Source organism: Janthinobacterium sp. MP5059B, assembly GCF_001758645.1.
GTDB classification, from domain to species: domain Bacteria; phylum Pseudomonadota; class Gammaproteobacteria; order Burkholderiales; family Burkholderiaceae_D; genus Janthinobacterium; species Janthinobacterium lividum.
The window spans coordinates 22,713-45,521 of record NZ_LRHX01000005.1 but is presented as its reverse complement, the minus strand read 5'-3'; the positions used below and the strand labels follow the sequence as shown (position 1 = coordinate 45,521).

The 22,809-nt window shown below is 64.5% G+C and carries 12 protein-coding genes and 1 riboswitch; of the genes, 5 read left to right on the top strand and 7 right to left on the bottom strand.

Going from position 1 to position 22,809, the window contains the following annotated elements:
• Positions 1-16 precede the first annotated feature (16 nt).
• A complete protein-coding gene (locus JAB1_RS03820) occupies positions 17-1,522 on the bottom strand; it encodes a PLP-dependent aminotransferase family protein (protein WP_070278886.1) in 1,506 nt (501 codons plus the stop codon).
• Positions 1,523-1,627: 105 nt separating this feature from the next.
• On the opposite strand from JAB1_RS03820, the gene JAB1_RS03815 reads away from it, so the two are divergent.
• On the top strand, positions 1,628-2,287 hold the full coding sequence (locus tag JAB1_RS03815) for a pyridoxamine 5'-phosphate oxidase family protein (protein WP_070278884.1): 660 nt from the start codon (positions 1,628-1,630) through the stop codon (positions 2,285-2,287).
• Positions 2,288-2,372: 85 nt separating this feature from the next.
• The gene (locus tag JAB1_RS03810) at positions 2,373-3,203 is read left to right on the top strand and encodes a class I SAM-dependent methyltransferase (protein WP_083299564.1); all 831 of its coding nucleotides are present in this window, start codon (positions 2,373-2,375) and stop codon (positions 3,201-3,203) included.
• Positions 3,204-3,271: 68 nt separating this feature from the next.
• On the opposite strand, the gene JAB1_RS03805 is transcribed toward JAB1_RS03810, so the two are convergent.
• The 4 genes from JAB1_RS03805 to JAB1_RS03790 form a co-directional block, all read right to left on the bottom strand.
• Positions 3,272-3,466 carry a hypothetical protein gene (locus JAB1_RS03805; protein ID WP_034783267.1) on the bottom strand — a complete coding sequence of 65 codons (195 nt, stop codon included), beginning with the start codon at positions 3,464-3,466 and terminating at the stop codon, positions 3,272-3,274.
• Between the two features lie 279 nt (positions 3,467-3,745).
• A complete protein-coding gene (locus tag JAB1_RS03800; protein WP_070279007.1) occupies positions 3,746-5,383 on the bottom strand; it encodes a serine hydrolase in 1,638 nt (545 codons plus the stop codon).
• 22 nt (positions 5,384-5,405) lie between these two features.
• Entirely contained in the window at positions 5,406-7,265 is a 1,860-nt protein-coding gene (locus JAB1_RS03795) for a M1 family metallopeptidase (RefSeq protein ID WP_070278882.1), read from the bottom strand.
• A 118-nt stretch (positions 7,266-7,383) separates the two neighbouring features.
• Positions 7,384-9,777 carry a M1 family aminopeptidase gene (locus tag JAB1_RS03790; protein WP_070279006.1) on the bottom strand — a complete coding sequence of 798 codons (2,394 nt, stop codon included), beginning with the start codon at positions 9,775-9,777 and terminating at the stop codon, positions 7,384-7,386.
• A 145-nt stretch (positions 9,778-9,922) separates the two neighbouring features.
• A riboswitch (yybP-ykoY riboswitch) is annotated at positions 9,923-10,101 on the top strand.
• Positions 10,102-10,112: 11 nt separating this feature from the next.
• Between JAB1_RS03790 and JAB1_RS03785 the strand changes: the two genes are divergently transcribed.
• Both JAB1_RS03785 and JAB1_RS03780 read left to right on the top strand, forming a co-directional pair.
• Positions 10,113-10,688, top strand: a complete 576-nt coding sequence (locus JAB1_RS03785; RefSeq protein WP_070278880.1) for a TMEM165/GDT1 family protein — start codon at positions 10,113-10,115, stop codon at positions 10,686-10,688.
• A gap of 113 nt (positions 10,689-10,801) precedes the next feature.
• Positions 10,802-11,023, top strand: coding sequence for a hypothetical protein (locus JAB1_RS03780; protein WP_070278878.1), 222 nt, complete (start codon positions 10,802-10,804; stop codon positions 11,021-11,023).
• Here the strand turns inward: JAB1_RS03780 and JAB1_RS03775 are convergent.
• Both JAB1_RS03775 and JAB1_RS03770 read right to left on the bottom strand, forming a co-directional pair.
• Positions 11,009-19,543, bottom strand: coding sequence for a glucoamylase family protein (locus JAB1_RS03775; RefSeq protein ID WP_254671972.1), 8,535 nt, complete (start codon positions 19,541-19,543; stop codon positions 11,009-11,011). The two genes, JAB1_RS03780 and JAB1_RS03775, sit on opposite strands and share 15 nt — an antisense overlap.
• Before the next feature lie 497 nt (positions 19,544-20,040).
• Entirely contained in the window at positions 20,041-22,080 is a 2,040-nt protein-coding gene (locus JAB1_RS03770) for an aminotransferase class V-fold PLP-dependent enzyme (protein ID WP_070278876.1), read from the bottom strand.
• Between the two features lie 166 nt (positions 22,081-22,246).
• Here JAB1_RS03770 and JAB1_RS03765 point away from each other — a divergent pair, with 166 nt between their 5' ends.
• Positions 22,247-22,744: an Lrp/AsnC family transcriptional regulator gene (locus tag JAB1_RS03765; protein ID WP_034783259.1), complete on the top strand. Its 498-nt coding sequence runs from the start codon at positions 22,247-22,249 to the stop codon at positions 22,742-22,744.
• The last annotated feature ends 65 nt before the right edge of the window (positions 22,745-22,809 follow it).

Genomic DNA, 22,809 nt, shown 5'->3' with positions numbered 1-22,809 from the left:
TCGTGCTGGCAAAGGCCTATTGTGACCGCTTCGCCTGCCCAGCCGCGCCAGCTTGCGCAAGCAGCGCGCCCAGGCGGCGTGCCAGGCCGTCCATGTTCTCGGCCGGCACCTGCGCATAACCGAGCAGGAAGCCGTTCCAGCCCATCCCTTCTCCCGTTCCATGCGCGGACAGGGCCAGCGCCACGATGCCGTCCTGCGCGGCGCTCCGGCTCAGCGCCAGGTCATCCCATTCCGCTTCATGAAAACGCAGCGCCAGGTGCATGCCGGCCGTGCCGCCATGGATGGCCGCGCCGCCACACGCATGGCGCTGCAAGGCCTCGCTCAAGGCGTCGCGGCGCTGGCGGTACAGGCGGCGCATGCGGCGCACGTGGCGCGCAAACAGGCCGCTGCGCAGGAAGTCGGCCAGCGCCAGCTGTTCGGCTACCCGTCCGCGCGCGGCGCCCTGCGCCTGCATCTGCGCGAAGGCGCCGGCCAGCGCGGACGGCACGACGATAAAGGCGATGCGCAAGGCGGGAAACATGGTCTTGCTGAAGGTGCCCAGGTACACGACGGGCGCGTCGGCCACCAGTCCCTGCATGGCGGCCAGGGGCGGGCCGCCATGGCGAAATTCGCTGTCGTAATCGTCTTCGATGATCAGGGCGCCGGCCACGCGCGCGCGTTCGAGCAGCGCCATGCGGCGCGCGGGACTGAGCACGCTGCCCGTCGGATACTGGTGCGACGGCGTGGTGTAGATCAGGCGCGGCGGCGTCTCGCGCCAGTCGTCATCCGTCGGCGCGATGCCATCCATGTCAACGGCGATGCCCGTCACCTGCAAGCCGGCGCCGCGGCCCGCAGCCAGCGCGCCGCCATAGCCGGGATGCTCAATCCACAAGGTATCGCCCTGGTCGGCAAAGGCGCGCAGGCAGACATCGAGGCTGCTCTGCGTGCCGTCCGTGATGAACACCTGGCCCGCATCGCAGACGACGCCGCGCGCGGCGCGCAAATGCTCGGCGATGGCCATGCGCAGCTGCGGCTCGCCGGCAGGGTCGCCGTAATTGAGCTGGCGCGGCGTCAGCGCGCGCCATGCGCGGTCCAGCATGCGCCGCCACTGCGCCAGCGGGAATTCATCGAGCGCCGGCACGCCAGGCGCGAACGCGCCCATGGCGTCGGCGGGAAACACCAGCGCCGCATTCACATCCTGTCCCGCCACGCCGCGCAAATGTCGGGCGCGGCGCGACAAGCCATCCTTGCTGCCGGCCGCCGGCACGGCTTCCGGCATGCCGACGCTGCCGGCGACGACGGTGCCGCGCCGGTCCGGCAAGACAAACCCTTCGCTGGCCAATTGCTCGTAGGCGTACAGCACGGTATTGCGCGCCAGTCCCAGTTCGGCGGCCAGCACGCGCGTGGCGGCCAGCCGCGTGCCGGGCGCCAGCTGCCCGTTGCGGATCGCCGCGCGCAGGCATTCATGCAGCAGGCGCTGGCGCGGCCAGCCCCGCTCGCGGTGCGTGCGCTCGAATGCATCAAGCAGCAAAGCAAAATCCATGCGCTTCCTTGGTGGCTCCAAATTATTTGTCGGTTCTGGATCTTTTTTCAGGGCCAGATGCCGATTATAGTGCGGCCTGCTTCTTCAACCAACCGGACTTCCGCCATGACCGCTACCGCCCTGCCTCCCAGCCCCCGTACCCGCGTGCGCCGCGTCGCCGAACTGGCCAGCTACGAGCAAGCCACCCTGTACGCCATCGTCGATGCCGCCTACCTGTGCCATATCGCCTTCCGCGACGACACGGGCAGCCATTGCATCCCGACCGCCTGCTGGCGCATCGGCGGGCACCTGTACATCCATGGCTCGAACGGCAGCCGCATGCTCAAGCAGCTCTTGCACGATACCGATGTGTGCGTAACGGTGAGCCATCTCGACGGCCTGGTGCTGGCGCGCTCCGCCTTCAATCACACGATGAACTACCGCTCGGCGATGGTGTACGGGCAGTTTGAAAAAGTAAGCGATATCGGCCAGCAGCATGCGGCCATGGATGCGCTGATGGAAAAACTGGCGCCGGGACGCCTGGCGCAGGTACGCGGCGGCAGCGCCAAGGAATACGCGGCCACCACCGTGCTGCGCATCGCGCTCGACGAATGCGCCGTCAAACAGCGCAAGGGCGGCCCGCTCGACGACGCGGGCGACATGGCGCATGCCGTCTGGACGGGCGAACTGCCGTTTACGCACGGGCGGGGCGCAGCCATCGCCGATGCGCTCAACACCAGCGAAATGCCCGCGTATGCAGCCGCATGGGGGACGGAATCCGCTTGACCGGCCAGCGTGCTTGCCCGATGATCGGCGTTGATGGCGATCGCCACCAATTGAGCAACCGATGCAATCACGCATGGAGCATATGATGATGAAGCGAGTAACCCTGACCGCGGCCTTGACGGTCATGCTGGCCTGTGGCGGCAGCGGTGCGGCACTGGCCGCCGATGCGGGCGACGCGGCCCTGAAGGCGGCCATCGCCGGCAGTGCGCGCACGCCGGCCAACGCGCTGCGCGACAGCGCCCGCCATCCGTATGAAACGCTGGCGTTCTTCGGCATCAAGCCGACCATGACGGTGGTGGAACTGGCGCCCGGCGGCGGCTGGTACACGGAGATCCTGGCGCCCTACCTGCGCGACAACGGCAAGCTGATCGCCGCCGGCAACGACCCGCAGTCAAGCAGCGAAGGCGCCCGCCGCGGCGCGGCGCGCTTCCAGCAAAAGCTCGACGCCAACCCGGCGGCTTTCGGCAAGGTGGAGATCGGCGCCTTCGCGCCCCCCACCACCTACCGCATCGCGCCCAAGGGCACGGCCGACATGGTGCTCACCTTCCGCAATATCCACAACTGGATACCCATCGGCGAAGCCGGCATGCAGACCTTGTTCAAGGAAGTGTACGACAGCCTGAAACCGGGCGGCGTGTTCGGCGTCGTCGAGCACCGCCTGCCGGCCAACAAGGCGCAGGATGCCACGGCGAGCAGCGGCTACATGCACGAAGCGTATGTGATCAAGCTGGCCGAAGGCGCAGGTTTCAAACTGGCGGCCAAGTCAGACATCAACGCCAATCCGAAGGACCATGCCGACCACCAGGGCGGCGTGTGGGCGCTGCCGCCGACCTATGCCAACAAGGATGTGGACCGGGACAAATACACGGCCATCGGCGAGAGCGACCGCATGACCCTGAAATTCGTCAAACCCTGAGTCACTGACAAGACGATGGCGGCGGGCCGAAACGGCGCGCCGCCATCGTCCTGTGCGCGCAGCGCGCCTTACAGGTAAATGCCGTACACGCCACACAGGCGCTTGACCAGGGAGCAGGAGCTGGCATCGCCATCCGTCACGCACGCGGTATAGGCTTCCTCGCAGGTTTCACGGGTTGGCAGGGCATATGCGGAAGAACTGATGGCGCCGGCAAAACCGACGGCGGCGCAAAAGACAAATACGGCTTTTTTCACATTGATCATTTTTATCCCGTTCCCAAAGAGTTGAGTTGTTATATAAAACCACTGGAAGACAAAGACGCCAGCCGCCGGAAACTGCCTGTCGAGGGACGAATTTCATGGCGCACGGAAATAGTAACACCTTGAAAAGTTAATAAATACGCAAACAAGAAAACAAGATAACGTTTCTTTTTCATCCCATTTCATGGAATAAAAACTGGCCCGCCGCCCTCCTGCCGTGCATTTGCATGGAAACAGGCGAAAAAAAACCGCAGCACAGGCTGCGGTTCTTGTATCGATACCTTATTTCTTTGCTTCCTTCGGCTTCACCGGCACCAAGCTCAGATCCTGGAAGTCGTAGCTGAAATCCGTCTCGGCCGACACCGGCGCCATCTTTACCCGGTCGATGCTGCCATCGGGATTGAGCGAGAACGTCACGTAGGCATCGGCGTTGAAATTGCGCTCCTTCCAGCGCACGATGAAGGTGTCGTGCTGCCAGTGTTCCAGCTCGCCCGTCAGGTCCGGCGTGCGCGTAAAGCTGAGGATGTGCTTCTTGCCTTCCGGACGGATAGTGACCTTGCCATACCAGGCATCCTCATACTCGCCGTCATACGCCGCCAGCGGCAGCGATGGCTGCGATCTGGCCGCGCGCGCGCTCGACGCCTTGCCCTGCTTTTTCACTTCCTCGGCATGCTGGTCCTGCTCCACCTTGGCCACCAGCGCCAGCCAGTCCGACGGCGCCGCCTGCAGGTAATGGTCGAGGATGCGCCATTGCAGCGCCGTCATGGAACCGCCATTTTCCGCATTGGTCAGAATGGCCACGCCCAGCTTTGCTTCCGGCACCATCACCACGCGCGAATAAAATCCTTGCAGCGCGCCGCCGTGCATGGCCACTTTCATGCCCTTGTAGTCGCGCAGCTGGAAGCCCAGTCCATACGCGCTGAAATTCGGTTTCGTTGCGGCCAGCGCCGGCTTCGGCTCGGAAATCTTGATCGGCGTTTGCGCCGTCCACATCTCGCGGCCCTGCTTTTCACTGAACAGGCGCGCTTCCTTGCCATCCTTGTCCTTCACGCCGGCGATCTTGCCGCCGTCGAGCAGCACCATCATCCACTTGGCGATATCTTCCGCATTCGTGTTGATGCCGACGGCACCCACGGCATTCGGCACGGGCATGGACTTCACGGCGGCGATCTTGCCGTCGATCTTGCTGTGCGCACTGGCGACGTCGGACTTGCCCGCGTTTTCAAGCAGGCTGGTGGTGGTGCCCGTCATGCCCAGCGGCGCCAGGATGCGTTCATGCATGGCCTCGCCCCAGCTTTTCCCCGCCTTGTCGGCGATGATCTTGCCGGCCACGATATACAGCAGGTTATCGTAGGCATAGCTGTTGCGAAAACTCGTGGCCGGACGGATGTAGCGCAGCTTCTCGATGATCTCGTCGGTGCTGAACGTGGTGGTCGGCCACCACAGCAAGTCGCCCGCGCCCAGGCCCAGGCCACTGCGGTGCGTGAGCAGGTCGCGGATGGTCATGGCACCCGTCACGTAGGAATCGTGCATCTGGAAACCGGGCAAGTGCTTGGTGACGGGATCGTCCCAGGCCAGCTTGCCATCGTCGACCAGCATGGCCAGCGCGGCGGCCGTAAAGCCTTTCGAATTCGATGCCACTTCGAACAAGGTCTGCGCATCAACAGCGGCCGGTTCGCCCAGCTTGCGTACGCCAAAGCCCTTGGCGGTGACGACCTTGCCATCCTTGACGATGGCGATCGCCATGCCGGGCACATCGAACACTTTCAGGGCGGTGGCAACGTCGCGGTCAAGATCGAAGGCGGGCGCGGGCGCCGGCGCAGCGGCAACAACGGGTGCGGCGTCCAAAGCCAGCGCCGGCACGGTGATGCTGGAAAACGCCAGCACGATGGCGGCGGCAAGACGGTTCATGGTATGCATGGTCAGGATGTCCAAAGAAGGTTCAATGCGCTTGCGCGGCCATCAATTTATCGACGCTCTCCTGCGTCACCGGGTGGTAGCGTTCACGCGCCTTCGCATACACGTCCTTGGCCCAGGCATGGCCTTGCGGCGTCTTCATCAAGGCGCTGTACAGGGGCACGACGAACTTCTGGCGGCCCACGCTCATCAGGAATGCCTGCAAGGGCTGGCGCACATCGTAGCCGGCGTTCACGGAGGCCAGATAAAAGCGGTAAGCGACTTCATTGTTGCCGCTCTTACCCACGCCGTAGGCCTGGTCCAGCTCACGCAATTGCGCTGCGCTGGCCTTGTTGTTGATATCGTTCAGGAAGTGCATCGATTCGATGGCGATCCACTTGTCCATGCCCAGGTCCTTGGTCGCCAGCTCGCCTTTCAGCCAGGCGTCGCGGTGCTGGTCGAGCAGTGCCAGGCGCGGCGAGACGACGCGCTGCGCGCTGGCCGGCACGCCCGTGCCATACAGCCATTCATCGAGTTCCGCTTCCGGCATCACGTCCGGATGCTGCGCCAGCAGGTTCTTGCGCAGGTAGGCGATGAACTGCTCCGTCGTCACGCTCTGGAACGCGTGCTGGTCGAACCAGCCGCGCAGGAAGGGGTCGAATACGGCGCGGCCGGCACGGCGCTCCATGGTGGCCAGGAACCAGGCGCCTTTCGGGTAGATGATGCCATCGTCCGTGTATGTTTCAGCGGGATTGGCATCCGCATCGCGCGTGATCAATGCCGTTTTTGCTGCCGGCAATTCGCGGATCGCAGCGGCCAGTTCTTCCTGGTCGACCTGCACGCCCATCTGCGCCACTTCGCTGCCATACAGCTGCTCGACGATGCGCGTGGTGACGTAGGTGGTAAAACCTTCGTTGAGCCACATGTGCTTCCACGAGGCATTGGTAACCAGGTTGCCCGACCACGAGTGGGCCAGTTCATGCGCGATCAGGTCGACCAGGCTGCGGTCGCCCGCGATCATGGTCGGCGTGAGGAAGGTCAGGCGCGGGTTTTCCATGCCGCCGTAGGGGAACGATGGCGGCAGCACGATCATGTCGTAGCGCCCCCAGCCATACGGACCGTACAGTGCTTCGGCTGCCTGGATCATCTTTTCCGTGTCGGCCAGCTCGTATTCGGCCGCCTTGATGCGCGGCGGCTCGGCATACACGGCGGAGCGGGGACCGAGCTTGCGCACTTCCAGTTCGCCGATGGCGATGGCCAGCAGGTACGAGGGAATCGGCTGCGGCATCCTGAATTTCCAGCCGCCCTTGCCCGTCGCTTTTTCGTCATTCTCGGCGCTCATCACGACGCGCATGCCCGCTGGCGCCTCGATGCGCGCGCTGTACGTAAAGCGCACGGCCGGCGTATCCTGCGACGGCACCCACGAGCGGGCGTTGATGCTTTGCGACTGGCTGAACATGAAAGGCAGCTTGCCCGACATGGTCTGCTGCGGCGTGAGCCACTGCAGCGCGATGGCGTTCGGCGCCGTGTGATAGTAGACGCGCACCTTGCCCGGCTGGCCCGTGGTGGTGATGCGCAGCGCCTGGCCTTTTTCCGGATCGGCCTTGTCCAGCTGGTACGGCGCCATCTGCCATGCGCCGCGCTTGTCCTGTACCTGCACTTTCGCGATCGACAAATCGCGCGTATCGAGTACCAGGGTACGCGCCGCCGGATCGATCCAGTTCAAGGACAGCTCCGCATAGCCGGACAGGGTCTTTTGCTTGAAGTCCGCTTTCAGGTCCAGCTGCAGGTCGCGCGTGCGCACCTGGTCGTAGCGCGCGTAGCTGAGGGGGTCGGCGTGCGCGGCCAGGGTTACCTGGCAAAGTAGCGCACAGCCCAGCGCGCGCAGGAAGGTCAAAGTTTGCATGGTCGTCTTTTGAATGATTTGCGAAAGCCCCGGTCCGTGTGCGCCGGGGCGTCGCGCAGAATAGCACTTCCGGCGCAGGCCGGCAGAAAAAAGCGCCGGACTGGCCGGCGCCGTTTCCCTATTTCGTCTCGGCCTTGGCTTCCGGCTTGGCCTCGGATGCCTTCAGCGGCGCATTAAAATCCTTCATCAGGTTGTTCTTGTCGCGGTCCTGCTTGAACAGTTCGAGGCGCGATGGCGTGATTTTTCTCGGCCACGCATTGTTGCTGGTGTCGATATCGGCCGTCTCCCAGTACGGGTCCTGCACCAGTCCCACCATCGGCTCGTCCGTAACGATGACCTTGCTGATCTTGTGCGGCGCATAGCGCCACACTTCGGCAGGCACGCGCTCGATGATCTTCTTGCCGCTTTTCAGTTCAATCTCCAGTATCAGCGGCATCACCAGGCCGCCGAGATTCGAAAAGTCGACCAGGTACAGATGCTTGCCCATGTTGCGCTGTTCCAGCAGCTGTCTCTCCCACGGCTCCAGCGCTTCCTGCTCTTCCGCATAGCTGTTGCGGTCCTTGTTAGTGACCGTGAATTCATCGTGCCGGTTATAGAAATCCTTCAGCGCGGGATCGACATCGACCTTCTTCGGCAGCGCCTTGTTGCGCTGGTCCGAGATCGAGATGGGCTGCGCGGCCTTCTGCGCCTTCTTCCACGCTTTCTCGACTTCCGGATTCTTCGTGCTCACGCCATATTCGCTGATGCCGTCGATGCTGATGTCGACCGCGTCCGTGGTATAGAACCAGCCGCGCCAGAACCAGTCCAGGTCCGTGCCGGAAGCGTCTTCCATGGTGCGGAAAAAGTCGGCGGGCGTGGGGCGCTTGAACTTCCAGCGCAAGGCATACTGCTTGAAGGCGAAGTCGAACAGTTCGCGCCCCAGGATGGTCTCGCGCAGGATGTTGAGTGCCGTGGCCGGCTTGTCATAGGCATTCGCCGTGAACTGCAACAAGGACTCGGAATTGGTCATGATGGGCACCTGGTTCTGGCTGCGCATGTAGTCGACGATCTTGCGCGGCTCGCCATTCCAGGAGGGGAAATGCTCTTCCCACGCCTGCTCGGCCAGGTACTGCAGGAAGGAATTGAGGCCCTCGTCCATCCACGTCCACTGGCGCTCGTCCGAGTTGACGATCATGGGAAAATAATTGTGGCCCACTTCATGGATGATCACGCCGATCAGGTCATATTTGGCCGTCTTCGAATACGTGAGTTCTCCCGTCTTCTTGTCCTTCACGGGGCGTCCGCCATTGAACGCAATCATCGGGTACTCCATGCCGCCGACGGCGCCATTGACGGAGATCGCGTTCGGATACGGATAGTCGAAGCTGTACTTGTTGTACTGCTCGATCGCGTGCACGACGGCGCGCGTGCTGTACTGCTGCCACAGCGGATTGCCCTCGTTAGGATAGTAGGACATGGCCATCACGCGCTTGCCGCCGCTGTCCAGTCCCTGCGCATCCCAGATGAACTTGCGGCTCGAGGCCCACGCCACGTCGCGCACATTGGCCGCCTTGAAGTGCCAGGTTTTCATCCCCACCGCTTTACTCTTTTCCGCCGCCAGCGCCTCGGCGGGCGTGATCACCAGCAGCGGCGTATTGCTGTTCTTTGCCCGCGCCAGGCGTTCGCGCTGCGCCGCGCTCAACACGCTAGCAGGGTTTTGCAGCTCGCCCGTGGCGGCCACCACATGGTCGCCCGGCACCGTCAGGTACAACTCGTAATCACCAAACTCCAAGGTGAATTCGCCGGAGCCGAGGAACTGCTTGTGCTGCCAGCCGACGGCGTCGTAATACGCGGCCATACGGGGGAACCATTGCGCGATCTGGAAAATCGCGTTCTTGTCGTCTTCAAAGTACTCATAGCCGGAGCGCTCGACCAGCACCTTCTGGTCATTGATCTGATACGACCAGTCGATGTTGAAGGTGACGCTCTGGCCAGGCGCCAGCGCCACCGGCAGATCGATGCGCAGCATGGTCTGATTGACCACATGCGACAGCGGCTTGCCGTTGGCCGCTTTCACGGCGCTGAGCTTGAAACCGCCGTCGAATTCGCGGCCCGCATGGATGGCGCGCAAGTCCTCGAATTTCAGCGCTTCGTCCTCGCTGCCGCTCAACCAGGCCTGGCGCGAGGGCGCGCTCAGTACGCGGCGCTGGTCGGCATCCTGGCGCAAGCCATTCTGGTCCAGCTGCAGCCACAAGTATGCAAGGCTGTCGGGCGAGCGGTTGTGGTAGGTGATCTGTTCGCTGGCCGTGATGGCGCGCCGTGCCTCATCGAGCGTGGCGCGGATCACGTAATCAGCGCGCTGCTGCCAGTAGGCGTGACCCGGCGCACCGGACGCCGTGCGGTAGGCATTCGGCGTAGGCAGCAGTTCTTCCAGCTGGCGGAACTTGTCGTCGAAGGGCGCGGCGGCGCACAGGCCGGACAAGGGAGCAAACAAGGTCAAACATAAGGCAAGCAAGCGGACAAGGACCGGCATGGCGCATTCCATCTGGGAGTCGTGGGCACACTGCATTCTAAGTCGAGTCTGTTTGCAAATCGATCATTGTTGTCGAAGTCCCACACACCAGGCCGTGCCGTGCCCCGCCGGTACTGGCGCCGGCGCGGGCATTGGCGTATGATGCGCCTCGAACATTGGGGAGTAGTCGTCCCGCGGTCCTGCCGCGGGAACCTGTATCAACATGATTGGCCCGCAGGCCATGGTGCAGGTGGTTGCAGAACTTGACGAGACCATTGATCCAGGGCGGCCGCATGGGCCGGAGTCGCCCGTGGATCATTGGTTAATTCGTCCGGCCCGCGTACTCTTGCAATCTCATGGAAGCATTCCTCATCTCCACCGGCATCGTCGGTCTCGCTGAAATCGGCGACAAAACCCAACTCCTGGCCTTTTTGCTGGCCGCCAAATTCCGCAAGCCCCTGCCCATCGTGCTGGCGATCTTCGTCGCCACCATCGCCAATCACGCGTTTGCCGCCGCCGTCGGTACCTGGATCACCAGCATGCTGGGGCCCGATGTGCTGCGCTGGGTACTGGGCGTATCATTCCTCGCCATGGCCGCCTGGACCCTGATCCCCGACAAGCTCGATGAAGGCGAAACGAAGCTGGCCAGGTATGGCGTCTTCCTGACCACTCTGATCGCCTTCTTCATGGCGGAAATGGGAGACAAGACGCAGGTGGCGACCGTAGCGCTGGCGGCGCGCTATCACGACATTGTCTCTGTTGTGCTGGGCACCACCTTCGGCATGATGCTGGCCAACGTGCCGGCCGTCTACCTGGGCGACAGGATCGCCAACCGCGTCCCGCTGCGCCTCGTGCACGGCATCGCGGCGCTGGTCTTTGCCGTGCTGGGCGTGGCCACCCTGCTGGGCGCGGGCGCGGCACTAGGGTTCTGAGGCAGCCTGATATAATTTCTCATTTACAATATTCATGCTCATAATTACAATGTCGGCGACATGAGTACCGGCGCGCCCATCCCGAGCGGGCAGCGCGCCTTCTTGAGGAATGTATGCAGTTAAACAGAAAAGTGGCGGCGCTGTGCCTGGCCGCTTGCGCCAGCCAGCCTATCGCCGCCCTGGCGATACCCTTGAACTACCACCGCCAGACAGCAGCGCAGTCCGCACCCGAAGTACGCACGCGCGACCTGCTGCTGTTCGGCGCCGGCTTGATCCTGCTGGCTGGCCGGCGCCGGCCAGAACACGACACCTGGACAATACTAGAGCAGCAGTAGCACCGCATACTCGCGGCCCTCGTCGCGCAAGGCAATGCTGTTGCCGCCCTGTGCGACGCCATCGAGCGACAATCCCGCAGGCCGCCCCTGTGCCTGCTCCACCGTGATGGCATAACTGCTGGCACCGAAGCGGTAATGCAGCTTGAAGCTGTCCCATTCGGCCGGCATGGTGGGCGTCATGCGCAGCACGTTCGCTTCACGCGTCAAGCCCAGCAGGGATTCGACGATCAGCCGGTACAGCCAGCCCGACGATCCCGTGTACCAGCTCCAGCCGCCGCGTCCCACGTGCGGCGCGACGGCATACACATCGGCCGTCACCACATACGGTTCCACCTTGTAGCGCGCCACCGCATGTGCGTCCATGCCATGGCGCACGGGATTGATCATGCGCAGCAATTCCCACGCCTTTTCGCCGTCACCCAGGCGCGCAAACGCCATCGCCGTCCAGATGGCCGCATGCGTGTACTGGCCGCCGTTCTCGCGCACGCCAGGCACATAGCCGCGGATATAGCCAGGATTGAGGTCGGCTTTGTCGAACGGCGGATCGAGCAGCTGGATCACGCCGGAATCACGGCGCACCAGGCGCGCATCGACCTGGCGCATGGCGCCGGCAACCCGCTCCTTGTTGGCCGCGCCCGACAGCACGCCCCAGCTTTGCGAAATCGAATCGATCTGGCACTCCTCGTTCGTGTGCGAACCCAATGGCGTGCCGTCGTCGAAATACGCGCGCCGGTACCACTCGCCATCCCACGCATGTTCCTCGACGCTGGCCGCCAGTTTCACGGCTTCGTCGCGGCAGAACTGGGCAAACGCAGCATCACCGCGCAGCACGGCCACCTCGGCAAAGCGCTGCAGCACTTCGTACAGGAAGAAGGCCAGCCACACGCTCTCGCCCTTGCCATGTTCGCCCACCTTGTCCATGCCGTCGTTCCAGTCGCAGGAACCGATCAACGGCAAGCCGTGCACGCCCAGGCGCAAGCCATGGCGGATGGCGCGCACGCAGTGCTCGTACAGGTCGGCCGACTCGCCCGAACGCACGGGCAGGTCGTAATACGAATCCTCTTCCGGCTTGACGGCGCGGCCCTCGATGAAGGGCGCCACTTCCGACAGCACGTTGACATCGCCCGTGGCGATCACATAGCGGCAGGCGGCCAGCGGCAGCCACAGGTAATCGTCGGAGCAATGCGTGCGCACGCCACGGTCCGATGGCGGATGCCACCAGTGCTGCACGTCGCCTTCGACAAACTGGTGCGCCGCACACAGCAGCAAGTGATTGCGCAGCAGCTGCGGCGCCGTGTGGATCATGGCCATCGCATCTTGCAGCTGGTCGCGGAAACCGTAGGCGCCGCCCGACTGGTAGTAGCCGCTGCGCGCCCACAGGCGGCAGGCGATGGTCTGGTACATCAGCCAGCCATTGGCGATCACGTCCAGCGATGGATCGGGCGTTTCGATGCGCACGGCGCCCAGAGTGCCTTCCCAGTGCGCGCGCACCGCGTCGAGCGCACTGCGGGCCGCATCCTTGCCCGCATGGCGCTGCACCATCGTGCTGGCGTCCGCATTGCGGCGCCCGCCCACGCCGAGCAGGAAGACGATTTCACGTTCCTGCCCCGGCTGCAATTCAAACGGGACCTGGATGGCCGCGCACGGATCCAGCCCCGTGCCCGCCTTGCCGGACAGGCGCACGCGGCGCAAGGCGGCCGGCTGCGCCAGGCTGCCATTGCGGCCGATGAATTCATTGCGGTCGCAAGTGATGGAGCGGATGCTGGCATCCGTATTGAAGAAGCCGACCCGGCCCGAAAACTCCGTGTTGTAGTTATTGCGCGCAAACAGGGCGCCGCTGATCGTGTCGACCTCCGTGGCCACATGCATGCCGGACTTGGCGCGCAGGTCGGCCATCACCCATTCCACATAGCCCGTGACGGACAGGCGGCGCGGCACGCCGCTGTCGTTGCGCACCTTGATGACGGAGTATTTGACGGCCGCATCGAGCGCCACATAGGTGCACAGTTCCGTGGCGATACCGCCCTCGCTGTGTTCAAACACGCTGTAGCCGAAGCCGTGGCGCGTGACGTAGTCGCCGCTGCCGCGCGCGGGGAGGGACGAGGGTGACCAGAACTGGCCCGTTTGCTCATCGCGCACATAGAACGCTTCGCCGGACAGGTCGGACACGGGGTCGTTCTGCCATGGCGTGAGGCGGAATTCATGCGCATTCTCGCTCCACGTATACGCCTGGCCGGCTTCGGACACCACCGTGCCGAATTGCGCATTGGCCAGCACGTTCGACCACGGCGCCGGCGTCTGCTTGCCCTCTCCCGTGGTAATCACGTATTCGCGGCCATCGGGCGTGAAGCCGCCGAGGCCATTTTCCAGGATCAGCTCGCGCGCCTGCGCCCGGTGCGGCACGCCGCCATGTTCGCGGGCCGGGTCCTGCAGCAGCGGCGGCATGCGCAGCACGGGGCTCGGCGGACGCTTGACCTGCTCGGCCAGCGTGCCGCGCAGGTCGCTGATGATGGCGCGTGCCACCGATTGCAGCAAGATGCGGTCCTCGTTGGCGATCTGCTCGGCCAGGCGCACGAAGATGCCGCCCGGGCGGTCGATCGCCTGCGCGTCGATGCCCGAGGCGATCAAGCCCATGATCTGGTCGTGCAGCAGCTGGCGGTAGCCCGACTGCTCTTCATACCAGATCACCAGGTCGACGATCAGGCCTTTCAGGCGCCAGTAGGCATGCGCCTGCACCATCTGGCGCGCCAGTTCGATATTGGCCGCGTCGCGTATCTGCAGCAGCACGATGGGCAAGTCGCCGGATATGGCATACGCCCACAGGCCGGACTGGCCACGCTGGTTCTTGATCAGGATGCTGGCCTCGGCGCGCAGGGCCGCATTCGGATAGATCACGGCATTGGCCAGGCGCGCATACAGCTGCGCGTCCGCTTCGCTGGCATTCAACTGGCGCAGCACCACCTGGCTGTGCGTCCAGGCCAGTTCGAACACGCGGTCGGCCAGGTGGCGGTCCTGGTATTTGTCGATCAGGTGCAGTGCCGCGTCGCGTTGCTCCACCATGCCGGTGACGCTGTCGACGGTGACGGCCTGGTCGGGTTCGAGCGTGATGACATAGCGGATGGCCACGATGGGATCGAGCACGGAGCCGTGGCCGCCACCGAGCGGACCACTTTCCTGCAGCGCCTGCGGCAGTTGCACCGTATTGCCGCGGCCGATGAAGCGCGCGCGGTCCGTCTCGAACGATACTTCGTAGCGCTCGATATCGTGCACCGTCATCACATGCAGCAGCCACGGCATCTGCTCTTCCTTGGAGCGGGGCCGGCGCGTACATAAAATCGCTTTTTCATGCGCGAGGATTTCCGTCTGTACGAACAGCTTGCTGAACGCGGGATGGGCCGCATCGGCCGCCGCCGGCGCCATCACCACTTCGGCAAAACTGGTGATCTCGATGCGCCGCTGGCGGTTCGAATTATTGCTGATGCGCGTGCGGCGGATTTCGATGTCGTCCTCGGGCGAGACAACGATTTCCGTGTACAGGTCGAGGCCATGGTCGGCACGGCGGAACTCCGCCCGCCCCTCGGAAAAGATCACTTCATATTTCTTCGGTTCGGCCAAGGTGGGCTGGTACATGGTGGACCAGACGGCACCGTCGTCGAGGTCGCGCAGGTAGCAGAAATTGCCCCAGTTATCGCGCGTGCTGTCTTCGCGCCAGCGCGTCACGGACAGGTCTTTCCAGCGGCTGTAGCTGCCGCCCGCATTGCTCACCATGACGTGGTAGCGGCCATTCGACAGCAGCTGCGTTTCCGGCACGGCGCTGTTGGCTTGCGTGAGGATGCGCATCGGCATGGCTTGCTCGGGCGCGCCGCTGCGCAGCACCGCCAGTTCGGCCGTGTTCGAGTAGAACGCGCCGGCCTGCGGCGTGCGTTCCTGCAGCACCAGCAAGGCCGATTGCAGCAGCGGATCGGACTCGAAACGGCGCTGCATCGGACGATCGTGCAGCAGGTAGCTGAGGGCCAGGAAGCCCATGCCCTGGTGGTGCACCATGAAGGAGCGGATGATGGCGCTGCCCTGCCCGCGCGGCAGGCGCGCCGTCGTGAAATCGATGGCTTCAAAGAAGCCGTAACGCCCCATGTAGCCGGCCGCCTGCATGCGCTGCAGGTTCTGGCAAGACGCTTCCGGCTGGACCATCAGGCCCATCATGCTGGCATATGGCGCCACCACCAGATCGTCAGCCAGGCCCCGTTTCAAACCCAGCCCCGGCACGCCAAAGGCGCGGTATTGATAGTTCAAACTGGCGTCGACCGTGTTGTAGCCGGATTCGGAAATCCCCCATGGCACGTCGCGCTGGCGGCCATAGTCGATCTGCGCCTCGATGACGGAGTGGTAGGTCTGGTCAAGCAGGGTATTCGGGTAGTTCGGCATCACCAGCAGCGGCATCAGGTACTCGAACATCGAGCCGCTCCACGACAGCAGCACGGGCTGGCCGGCCACCATGCACAGCTGGCGGCCCAGGGCGAACCAGTGCTCCTGCGGCAGCTGGCCCTGGGCGATGGCGATGAAGCTGGCCAGGCGCACTTCGGAAGCCAATAAATCGTAGTAGCTGGGGTCCAGGCGCCGCTCGCTGACGTTGTAGCCGATGGCCAGCAGTTTTGTCGATGGGTTGTACAGGAACGCGTACTCGATCTGCGCGAAATCGCGCGCCTGGCCCGCCGCGTGGGCGATATCGCGCATGTGGCGGCCCGCCTGTTCGCGGCCCTGCGCCAGCAAGGCGGCCAGCTCCGAAGGCGTGCCTTCCGGCGTTTCCAGGTTGGCCAGTTCGCGCAGGGTCGGCACGCGCAGCCACGCAGGATCGACGCCCGCCTGCGCCGCCCATGGCGCCAGCTGCAGCAACTCGGCCAGCGCCGCGCGGCACTGGCGCGCCAGCGCACCGCTCCACATGGACAGCTCGCCATCCTCGCTTTGCAAGGTCAGCGACAGCAGCGCCTCGGCAGCGCCATTCGCGGCGGCGAGATAGGCATGCCATTCGGCCAGGCTGGCGGGCGCGGCCTGCGCCTGCAGCAGGCTCATGCTCTCGCGCATGGCCTTGCTCTCGCCTTCGGCGGCGATGAATTCCTGCAGCACTTGTGCCGTCGTGCGGATGCCCTGCACCACCTGCGCGCCGATGATCGGGGCGTCATACAGTTCCACCAGTCCCGGCTGCAAGGTCAGCAGATGGCCGGCCAGGTTGCCGCTGTCGACCGTCGAGATGTACATCGGCTGCAGCGCCTTCAGGGTCTGCGTGTCGTACCAGTTATAGAAGTGGCCCTGGAAACGTTCCAGCTCACCCATGCTGTGCAGGGTGGCGCGGCTGCGCTCGATCAACTGGCCAAGGGTGAGGTAGCCGAAATCGTAGGCCGTCAAATTGGCCAGCAGCGCCAGGCCGATATTCGTCGGCGAGGTGCGGTGCGCCACCACCAGGTTCGGATGCTCCTGCATGTTATCGGGCGGCAGCCAGTGGTCATCGGGACCGACGAAGGTATCGAAATAGGCCCAGGTCTTGCGCGCCACGCCGTGCAGGAAACGACCCTGCTCGGCCGACAGGCGCGCCACGGCACGCTCGATGGGGCGGCTGATCCACCAGGCGATGGCGGGTGCGGCCAGCCACAGCAGCAGCACCACGGCTGCGGCGGGCAAGGCCTCGGGGCGCCAGTAGAGCAAGGCGCCGAAGGCGGCCAGCGCCAGCGCGGGCGAGCACCACATGGCGCGCCAGCTGTCGGCCTGCGAACCCGACGATACATGCAGGTTCGACGCGCGCCAGTCGAGCAAGTGCTTGTGCGACACGCCCAGGCGCCACAGGGTGCGCACGATGGCGTCCAGGCTGATCCACGCCTCATACGGCAGGAAGACGAGGGTCAGCATGGCGTGCGAAAACTGCACGCCGCAGCGCCGCTCGAAGGCGGCCAGGTGCTGGCGCCACAGGGTGTCGCGCGGTTTGCGCAGCAAATCGTACAGGGCTGAAAAGACGGGCGGCAGGAAGATGATGGCCAGCACGGCCGCGCTCCAGAATGCCACCTGCGGCAGGAAGCCCCACGCCAGCAGCAGCGACAAGGTGGTGGCCGGCGCCACGACGCTGCGGCGCAGGTTGTCGAACAGCTTCCAGCGCGACAGCATCGACAAAGGATTGCGTTCGCGCTTGCCGGCGCGGCCCGGCACCCGGCCCAGCAGCCAGCCGATCAGCTGCCAGTCGCCGCGTATCCAGCGCTGGCGGCGGCTCACGTCGGCGTCGTAGCGGGCCGGGTATTCCTCGTACAGCTGCGAGTCGCTCAGCAAGCCGGCGCGCAGGTAGCAGCCTTCCAGCAAATCGTGGCTGAGAATTTTATTGTCGGGCAGGCGCTGGCCCAGCACGCGCTCGAACATGTCGAGGTCATAGATGCCCTTGCCGATGAAGGAGCCTTCATAGAACACGTCCTGGTACAGGTCGGAGACGGTGCGCGTGTAGGGGTCGATGCCCGGCTCGCCGCCGCACAGCAGCTCGTAGCGCGAGGCGTTGGCGCTGGGCAGCGCCACGGCCACGCGCGGCTGCAAGATGCCGTATCCGGCCACCACGCGCGTGCCGGCCGCGTCCAGTACGGGACGGTTCAGCGGGTGCATCATGGTGGCGATGAATTCGCGCGCCGCGTCGCGCGGCAGCTGCGTATCCGTGTCGAGCGTGATCACGTATTTGATCGTGCGCAGGCCGCGCAACTCGCCTTCCACCAGCGAGAATTTGTCGCGCGCGCCGCCCCGCAAAAATGCGTGCAGGTCGGACAATTTACCGCGCTTGCGCTCCTGCCCCATCCACGCATTCTGCTGCGAATTCCACAGGCGCGGACGGTGCAGCAGCAGGAACGGCCCCACCTGGCCCAGCTGTTCCGGGTCGGCCGGGTCGCCGTTTTCCTTGGCCGCCACGCCCTCCACGCGGTATTTCTCGTTCAAGCCACGGATGGTCTCCTGCGCCTGGCGCAGCAAGGCTTCGTCGCCCGGCATCGTTTGCGCTTCCGCGTCGACGAAGTCGGTCAGCAGGCAAAAGCGCAAATTCGGATCGCGGTTGGCGAGATAACGCACTTCCAGCGCCTCGCACAGGGCCGCCACGTTGTCCTCGCTGTAGATCAGGGTCGGCACGACGACCATGCCGCGCGCATCCGATGGAATGCCGGCCTGGTAATCCATGCGCGGCAGCGGGTGCGGCGACGTCATCAGGGTCGCCAGCCAGTTCACCACGGCCACGGCCAGCTGGCTGCTGCCCAGCAGCGCCAGCGCACCCAGCGCCGCCAGGGGCCAGCCCTGCACGCCATGGCGCACGGCGCGCTCGAGCAGCAAGGCGCTCGTCGCCAGGGTCAGGAACGAGATCGCGCCCAGGTAGACGGCCAGCGGCGCGGCGCGCGCCGTATGCTGCAGCGCCTCGATGAAAGGCAGCCTGGCGCCGGCCTGCTTTTCCAGCACCAGCACGCCGCGCCCCACCAGGTAAAAGCCGATGTGGCCGCGGCGCGCGTCATTGCCGTTGCCGTGCGTGTGCGCCAGTTGCACCACCATCTCGGCCACCTCCACTTCGCTGCGCGCGCTGCGCTTGGCGATGCGCTCGATGGCGTGGCGGTAGCTGTCGCGCGTGGCGAAATCCATCAAGCCATACGTGCCGGCCGGGTCCAGGCGCAGGGTCTGCTCGACCACGCTCATGGTTTCGACGAATTCCTGCCAATCCATGGTGCCGAGAAAACGCAGACTGCCGATGCTGTTGGCAATCGACACCTGGTCGGCCGCCTGCTGCCCGATCTCGGACTGGATCTGCTGCTCGATGGTGAGGCCCGACTCGGCCAGCTTGTGCGTCAGCCACGACAGCGCCAGGGTCAGCGAGGAGCTCTGCCCCTGCAGGCGGCGCGACAATTCGGCCACGAAGGCGCTGGTCATCGGCGGATTCGAACGTGCCATGTCTGCCACCAGCAGTATCAAGCCGCTGGGATTGCGCTCGGCGATCTCCGTCATCTGGTCGGCCCAGGTATTGGCCAGGTCGCGCTGCATGCGGTCATCGGCCACGCGTACGGCGACGCGGCGCAGGTTTTCGATCAGGGCCAGGCGCAGCATGATGGGCACGGCCCACAGCTCGCCCAGGGTCAAGGTGGCCACGTCCTGGTAAGCCTCGACGAAGTGGCACAGGTTTTCCAGGTCGACGCGGCCATCGCCATGCGAGATGATTTCCAGCGCGATCTTGTACACGCGCGGACAGCCCGCGTCCACGCCAGAGGTCAGCCGTGGCAGCTCCTTGCTGTAGTTCTTCGGCAAATGCCGCCGCGTGGTGCGGATCTGCTCTTCGATCAGGTAAAAATTATCGAGCAGCCATTCCGAGGCGGGCGTGACCTGGCGCCCGCTTTTCACCGTGGCCGTCAGCTCGTTGACGGTAGCCGTGATCAGGGCCGCATTGTCGGCCAGGCGCGCCAGCAGGCGGTCGCGGCCATGATGCCGACCTACCGCATGGCCGGCGGCCACATGCTTGCCGTGGGCGGCCATCTGGATGGCGCTGAATAATTCGGAACGCAGGGGCAAGGCGTCGTCGCGCGCGGCGTCGAAGGTGTCCGGTGCGAGGGAATGGTCGCGGAAGATTTCCCTGACTTTGGAAACCTGTTCCTTGATCTGCTGCGTGACAACTGCTGTGTACTCTTTCAACTTGGCCTCGCTAGGTGCGCGCAGGCAGCCAGCGGCCGCCGTCACGCTGGCCCAGTCTGAAGAACACGATCGGACACTGGCGAAGACGGAAAGCGAAGCGCCGGAGCGTTGCGACGAATCTCAGGGTATAGGGAGATTTTCTGAACTTCATCGTAGGGGCGCCCTGTGCGCAAGACCGTGCGCTAGCGTACATACCCGGCGCTTTAGGGGCGTGCCGGCAAAGAAATCAGCGAGTAAAACGGGAGAAAAATTCCTGGAGGAAATGAACAGAGGGAAATGAGTAGCAGCACCGTGCCAATGATGGCACGGCGCAATATTTCACGGAAGAAAGTTCAAGCCGCTCAGGCAGCGATGGCCAGCGGGTGGCGTGTCGCCTCCGCCATCGCCATGCCGCCGTTGAGTTGCCATGCCGCGCCGTGACCGAGGCGGCGCAGACAGGCGGCGGCGCGCGCGCTGCGGTTGCCGCTGCGGCAGAAAAAGACCAGCGGGCGCTGCGGCTGCTGCAGCCACGCGGCTACCTGGCCCGCCAGGCGGCTCAACGGCACACTGCGCACGGCGCAGCCCTCGAATACCGTGCCGGCGCAAGCCGCGTGTTCATACGCTTCGCGCACATCGACAAGGATGGCGTCGGGATGCTGGCGCAGGAAGGCGGGCAAGGCGGCTGCATCGAGCTGCAGTTCGGCGGCAGGCACGATGCCTTCCTGCACGCTGCGTACGGTGCCGCAAATGCTGCCGTCGTCGCCTGACGCGCACAGCACGGTGCCTTGCGTCAGCAACGCCGCATCCAGCAGGGGCGCCAGCGCCTCGGGCGCCAGGTTGCCGATGAAGGCGAAGCGCTGATCGAGCAGGTACACATGGTTTTCACCACACTCGACGCGGCGCAGGCGCTGCTGGCCCAGTGCCAGCTCACCGTCGATATCGATGCGGCCCACCTGCTCGATGGCGAGTTCCTGCAGCAATGCCAGGCGCGCCACGCCATGGTCGGCTGGCGGCGCCGTGTGCACGATGGCGCGCAAGGCCAGCTGCTGGCAGCGGATGAAGGCGGCCAGGCGCGGCACGAGCGCGGCGACCGGATCGATGACGACACAACTGGCGCTGGCAGCGTCGCTGATCAGCCAGGTGCACTGGCCATCCACGCCCAGCTGGATTATGCCGTCCTGCGCGCCGTCCTGCGGCGATGGCGCCAGCGCCGACGGCAGCAGACAGCTGCTGCGCAGGGCCTCGCCACAGCGCTCGATGCGCGCGCAGGCAGCGGCAATCGTCGCCGCGTCGATCAGGGGGCCGAACGACAGACGGATGGCCGAGCTGGCGCGCCATTGCGGCACATGCATCGCTTCGAGGACATAGCTGGGGAGCGCCTTGGCGGCGGAACAGGCGCTGCCCGAACTGACGCGCACGCGCGCCGCGTCGAACAGGTCCAGCAGCTCTTTTGAGGACAGGCCCGGCACGGAAAAATTGAGCGTCGTCGACAAGGACAAGTCGAACGGCATATTGAAAACGATGCCGGGAAAAGCCCGTTCCAGGCTGGCCACCAGCTGCTCGCGGAAAGCGGCCAGGTCGGCGTGGCTGCGGAAGGTCTTGCCATCGTCGAGCGCGGCCAGCACGGCGCCCAGCGCGGCGATGCCGGCCATGTTTTCCGTGCCCGAGCGCAGGCCACCTTCCTGGCCGCCACCCATCATCAGGGGCGTAAACGGCGCGCCGGCGCGCACGTACAGCATGCCGATGCCCTTGGGCGCATACAGCTTGTGGCCGGAAAACGGCGCGTAATCGATGCGCGTGGCGGCCAGGTTCAATTTCAGCTTGCCCAGCGCCTGCACGCAATCGACCATCCAGTAGGCGTCGGCGCCCCGTTCCTGCAGCAACTGGGCGATGGCGGACAAATCGCTGACAACGCCCGTTTCATTATTCGCCGCCATCGTGCACAGCATGGCCGCGTCGCCGATCAGCGCGCCCAGGGCCTGCAGATCGTGGCGCCCTTGCGCATCGACAGGCAGCTTGCGCACTTCCAGGTTCAGGCCCAATAAGCGGTTCCAGTGCGCCAGGCTTTCCGGCACGGCCTTGTGCTCGGTCGCGCCATACAGCAGCAGGCTGCCGATGCGCTTGCCCGCATCGCGCCGTTCGCGCAGCGCGCACAGGGCGGACAGCACGGCCGTCTGGATACCTTCGGTGGCGCCGCTATTGAACATCAACCGGCCGTCGCCCACGCCCAGCAAGCCGCTGGCGCGCCGGCGCACGCCATCCATCATGGCCTTGGCCTGCAATCCCGTGGCATGGGTGCTGCTGGGATTGCCATAGCCCTGCTCCATCGCTTGCCGGGCGGCGGCAACGGCGGCGGGCAGCACGCAGGTGGTGGCATTGCTGTCGAGGTAGATTTCTTTCATGATGGCAGTCTGAGTATTCTATAAAAGGGCGCAGCTAAAAAGGGGCAGAGCAAGCGGCTGAAACATATGGATAGTCTACCGGCCTGCACCCGTGAAGATATGCCAAAAGACACTGCAACTACGGTACTATGCAGCATGTTCATGCCATAAAAACCGGAATAACAAAATGAATTCACCAAACACCTCGCTCGACAAATTCGACTGCGCCATCCTCGCCGCCCTGCAGCAGGACGGCACCCTGTCGATCGCCGCCCTCAGCGAAAAGATCGGCCTGTCCAGCACGCCATGCTGGAAACGGGTCAAGCGCCTGGAGGAAGAGGGTTATATCGAGAGCCGCGTGGCCATCGTCAACCGGCAAAAAGTGGGCTTGCCCGTGACCGTCTTCGTCAGCGTGCGCACGGGCCAGCACGATGAGAAATGGCTGCGCCGCTTTGCCGCCGCCGTCATCGTCTTGCCGGAAGTACAGGAATTCCACCGCATGAGCGGCGACATCGACTACCTGCTGAAAGTCGTCACCACCGACATCAAGGGCTACGATACCTTCTATAAAAAGCTCATCAAGGCCGTACAGCTGACGGGCGTGTCCTCCGCCTTTTCCATGGAACAGATCAAATGCAGCACGGAATTGCCGCTGGAATTGATCGCCCACGGCTTGCCTGCCTGAAGCGTTTTCCATCCACGCCGGCCGGACGTGGAAAATCACGTTGCTGCAATGCAACATAAATGAAC

Excerpts from the sequence above, each read along its gene's own strand:
- JAB1_RS03820 (WP_070278886.1), bottom strand. The coding sequence starts at position 1,522 with ATGGATTTTGCTTTGCTGCTTGATGCATTCGAGCGCACGCACCGCGAG.
- JAB1_RS03815 (WP_070278884.1), top strand. The coding sequence starts at position 1,628 with ATGACCGCTACCGCCCTGCCTCCCAGCCCCCGTACCCGCGTGCGCCGC.
- JAB1_RS03810 (WP_083299564.1), top strand. The coding sequence starts at position 2,373 with ATGATGAAGCGAGTAACCCTGACCGCGGCCTTGACGGTCATGCTGGCC.
- JAB1_RS03805 (WP_034783267.1), bottom strand. The coding sequence starts at position 3,466 with ATGATCAATGTGAAAAAAGCCGTATTTGTCTTTTGCGCCGCCGTCGGT.
- JAB1_RS03800 (WP_070279007.1), bottom strand. The coding sequence starts at position 5,383 with ATGCATACCATGAACCGTCTTGCCGCCGCCATCGTGCTGGCGTTTTCC.
- JAB1_RS03795 (WP_070278882.1), bottom strand. The coding sequence starts at position 7,265 with ATGCAAACTTTGACCTTCCTGCGCGCGCTGGGCTGTGCGCTACTTTGC.
- JAB1_RS03790 (WP_070279006.1), bottom strand. The coding sequence starts at position 9,777 with ATGCCGGTCCTTGTCCGCTTGCTTGCCTTATGTTTGACCTTGTTTGCT.
- JAB1_RS03785 (WP_070278880.1), top strand. The coding sequence starts at position 10,113 with ATGGAAGCATTCCTCATCTCCACCGGCATCGTCGGTCTCGCTGAAATC.
- JAB1_RS03780 (WP_070278878.1), top strand. The coding sequence starts at position 10,802 with ATGCAGTTAAACAGAAAAGTGGCGGCGCTGTGCCTGGCCGCTTGCGCC.
- JAB1_RS03775 (WP_254671972.1), bottom strand. The coding sequence starts at position 19,543 with ATGGCCGCCCACGGCAAGCATGTGGCCGCCGGCCATGCGGTAGGTCGG.
- JAB1_RS03770 (WP_070278876.1), bottom strand. The coding sequence starts at position 22,080 with ATGAAAGAAATCTACCTCGACAGCAATGCCACCACCTGCGTGCTGCCC.
- JAB1_RS03765 (WP_034783259.1), top strand. The coding sequence starts at position 22,247 with ATGAATTCACCAAACACCTCGCTCGACAAATTCGACTGCGCCATCCTC.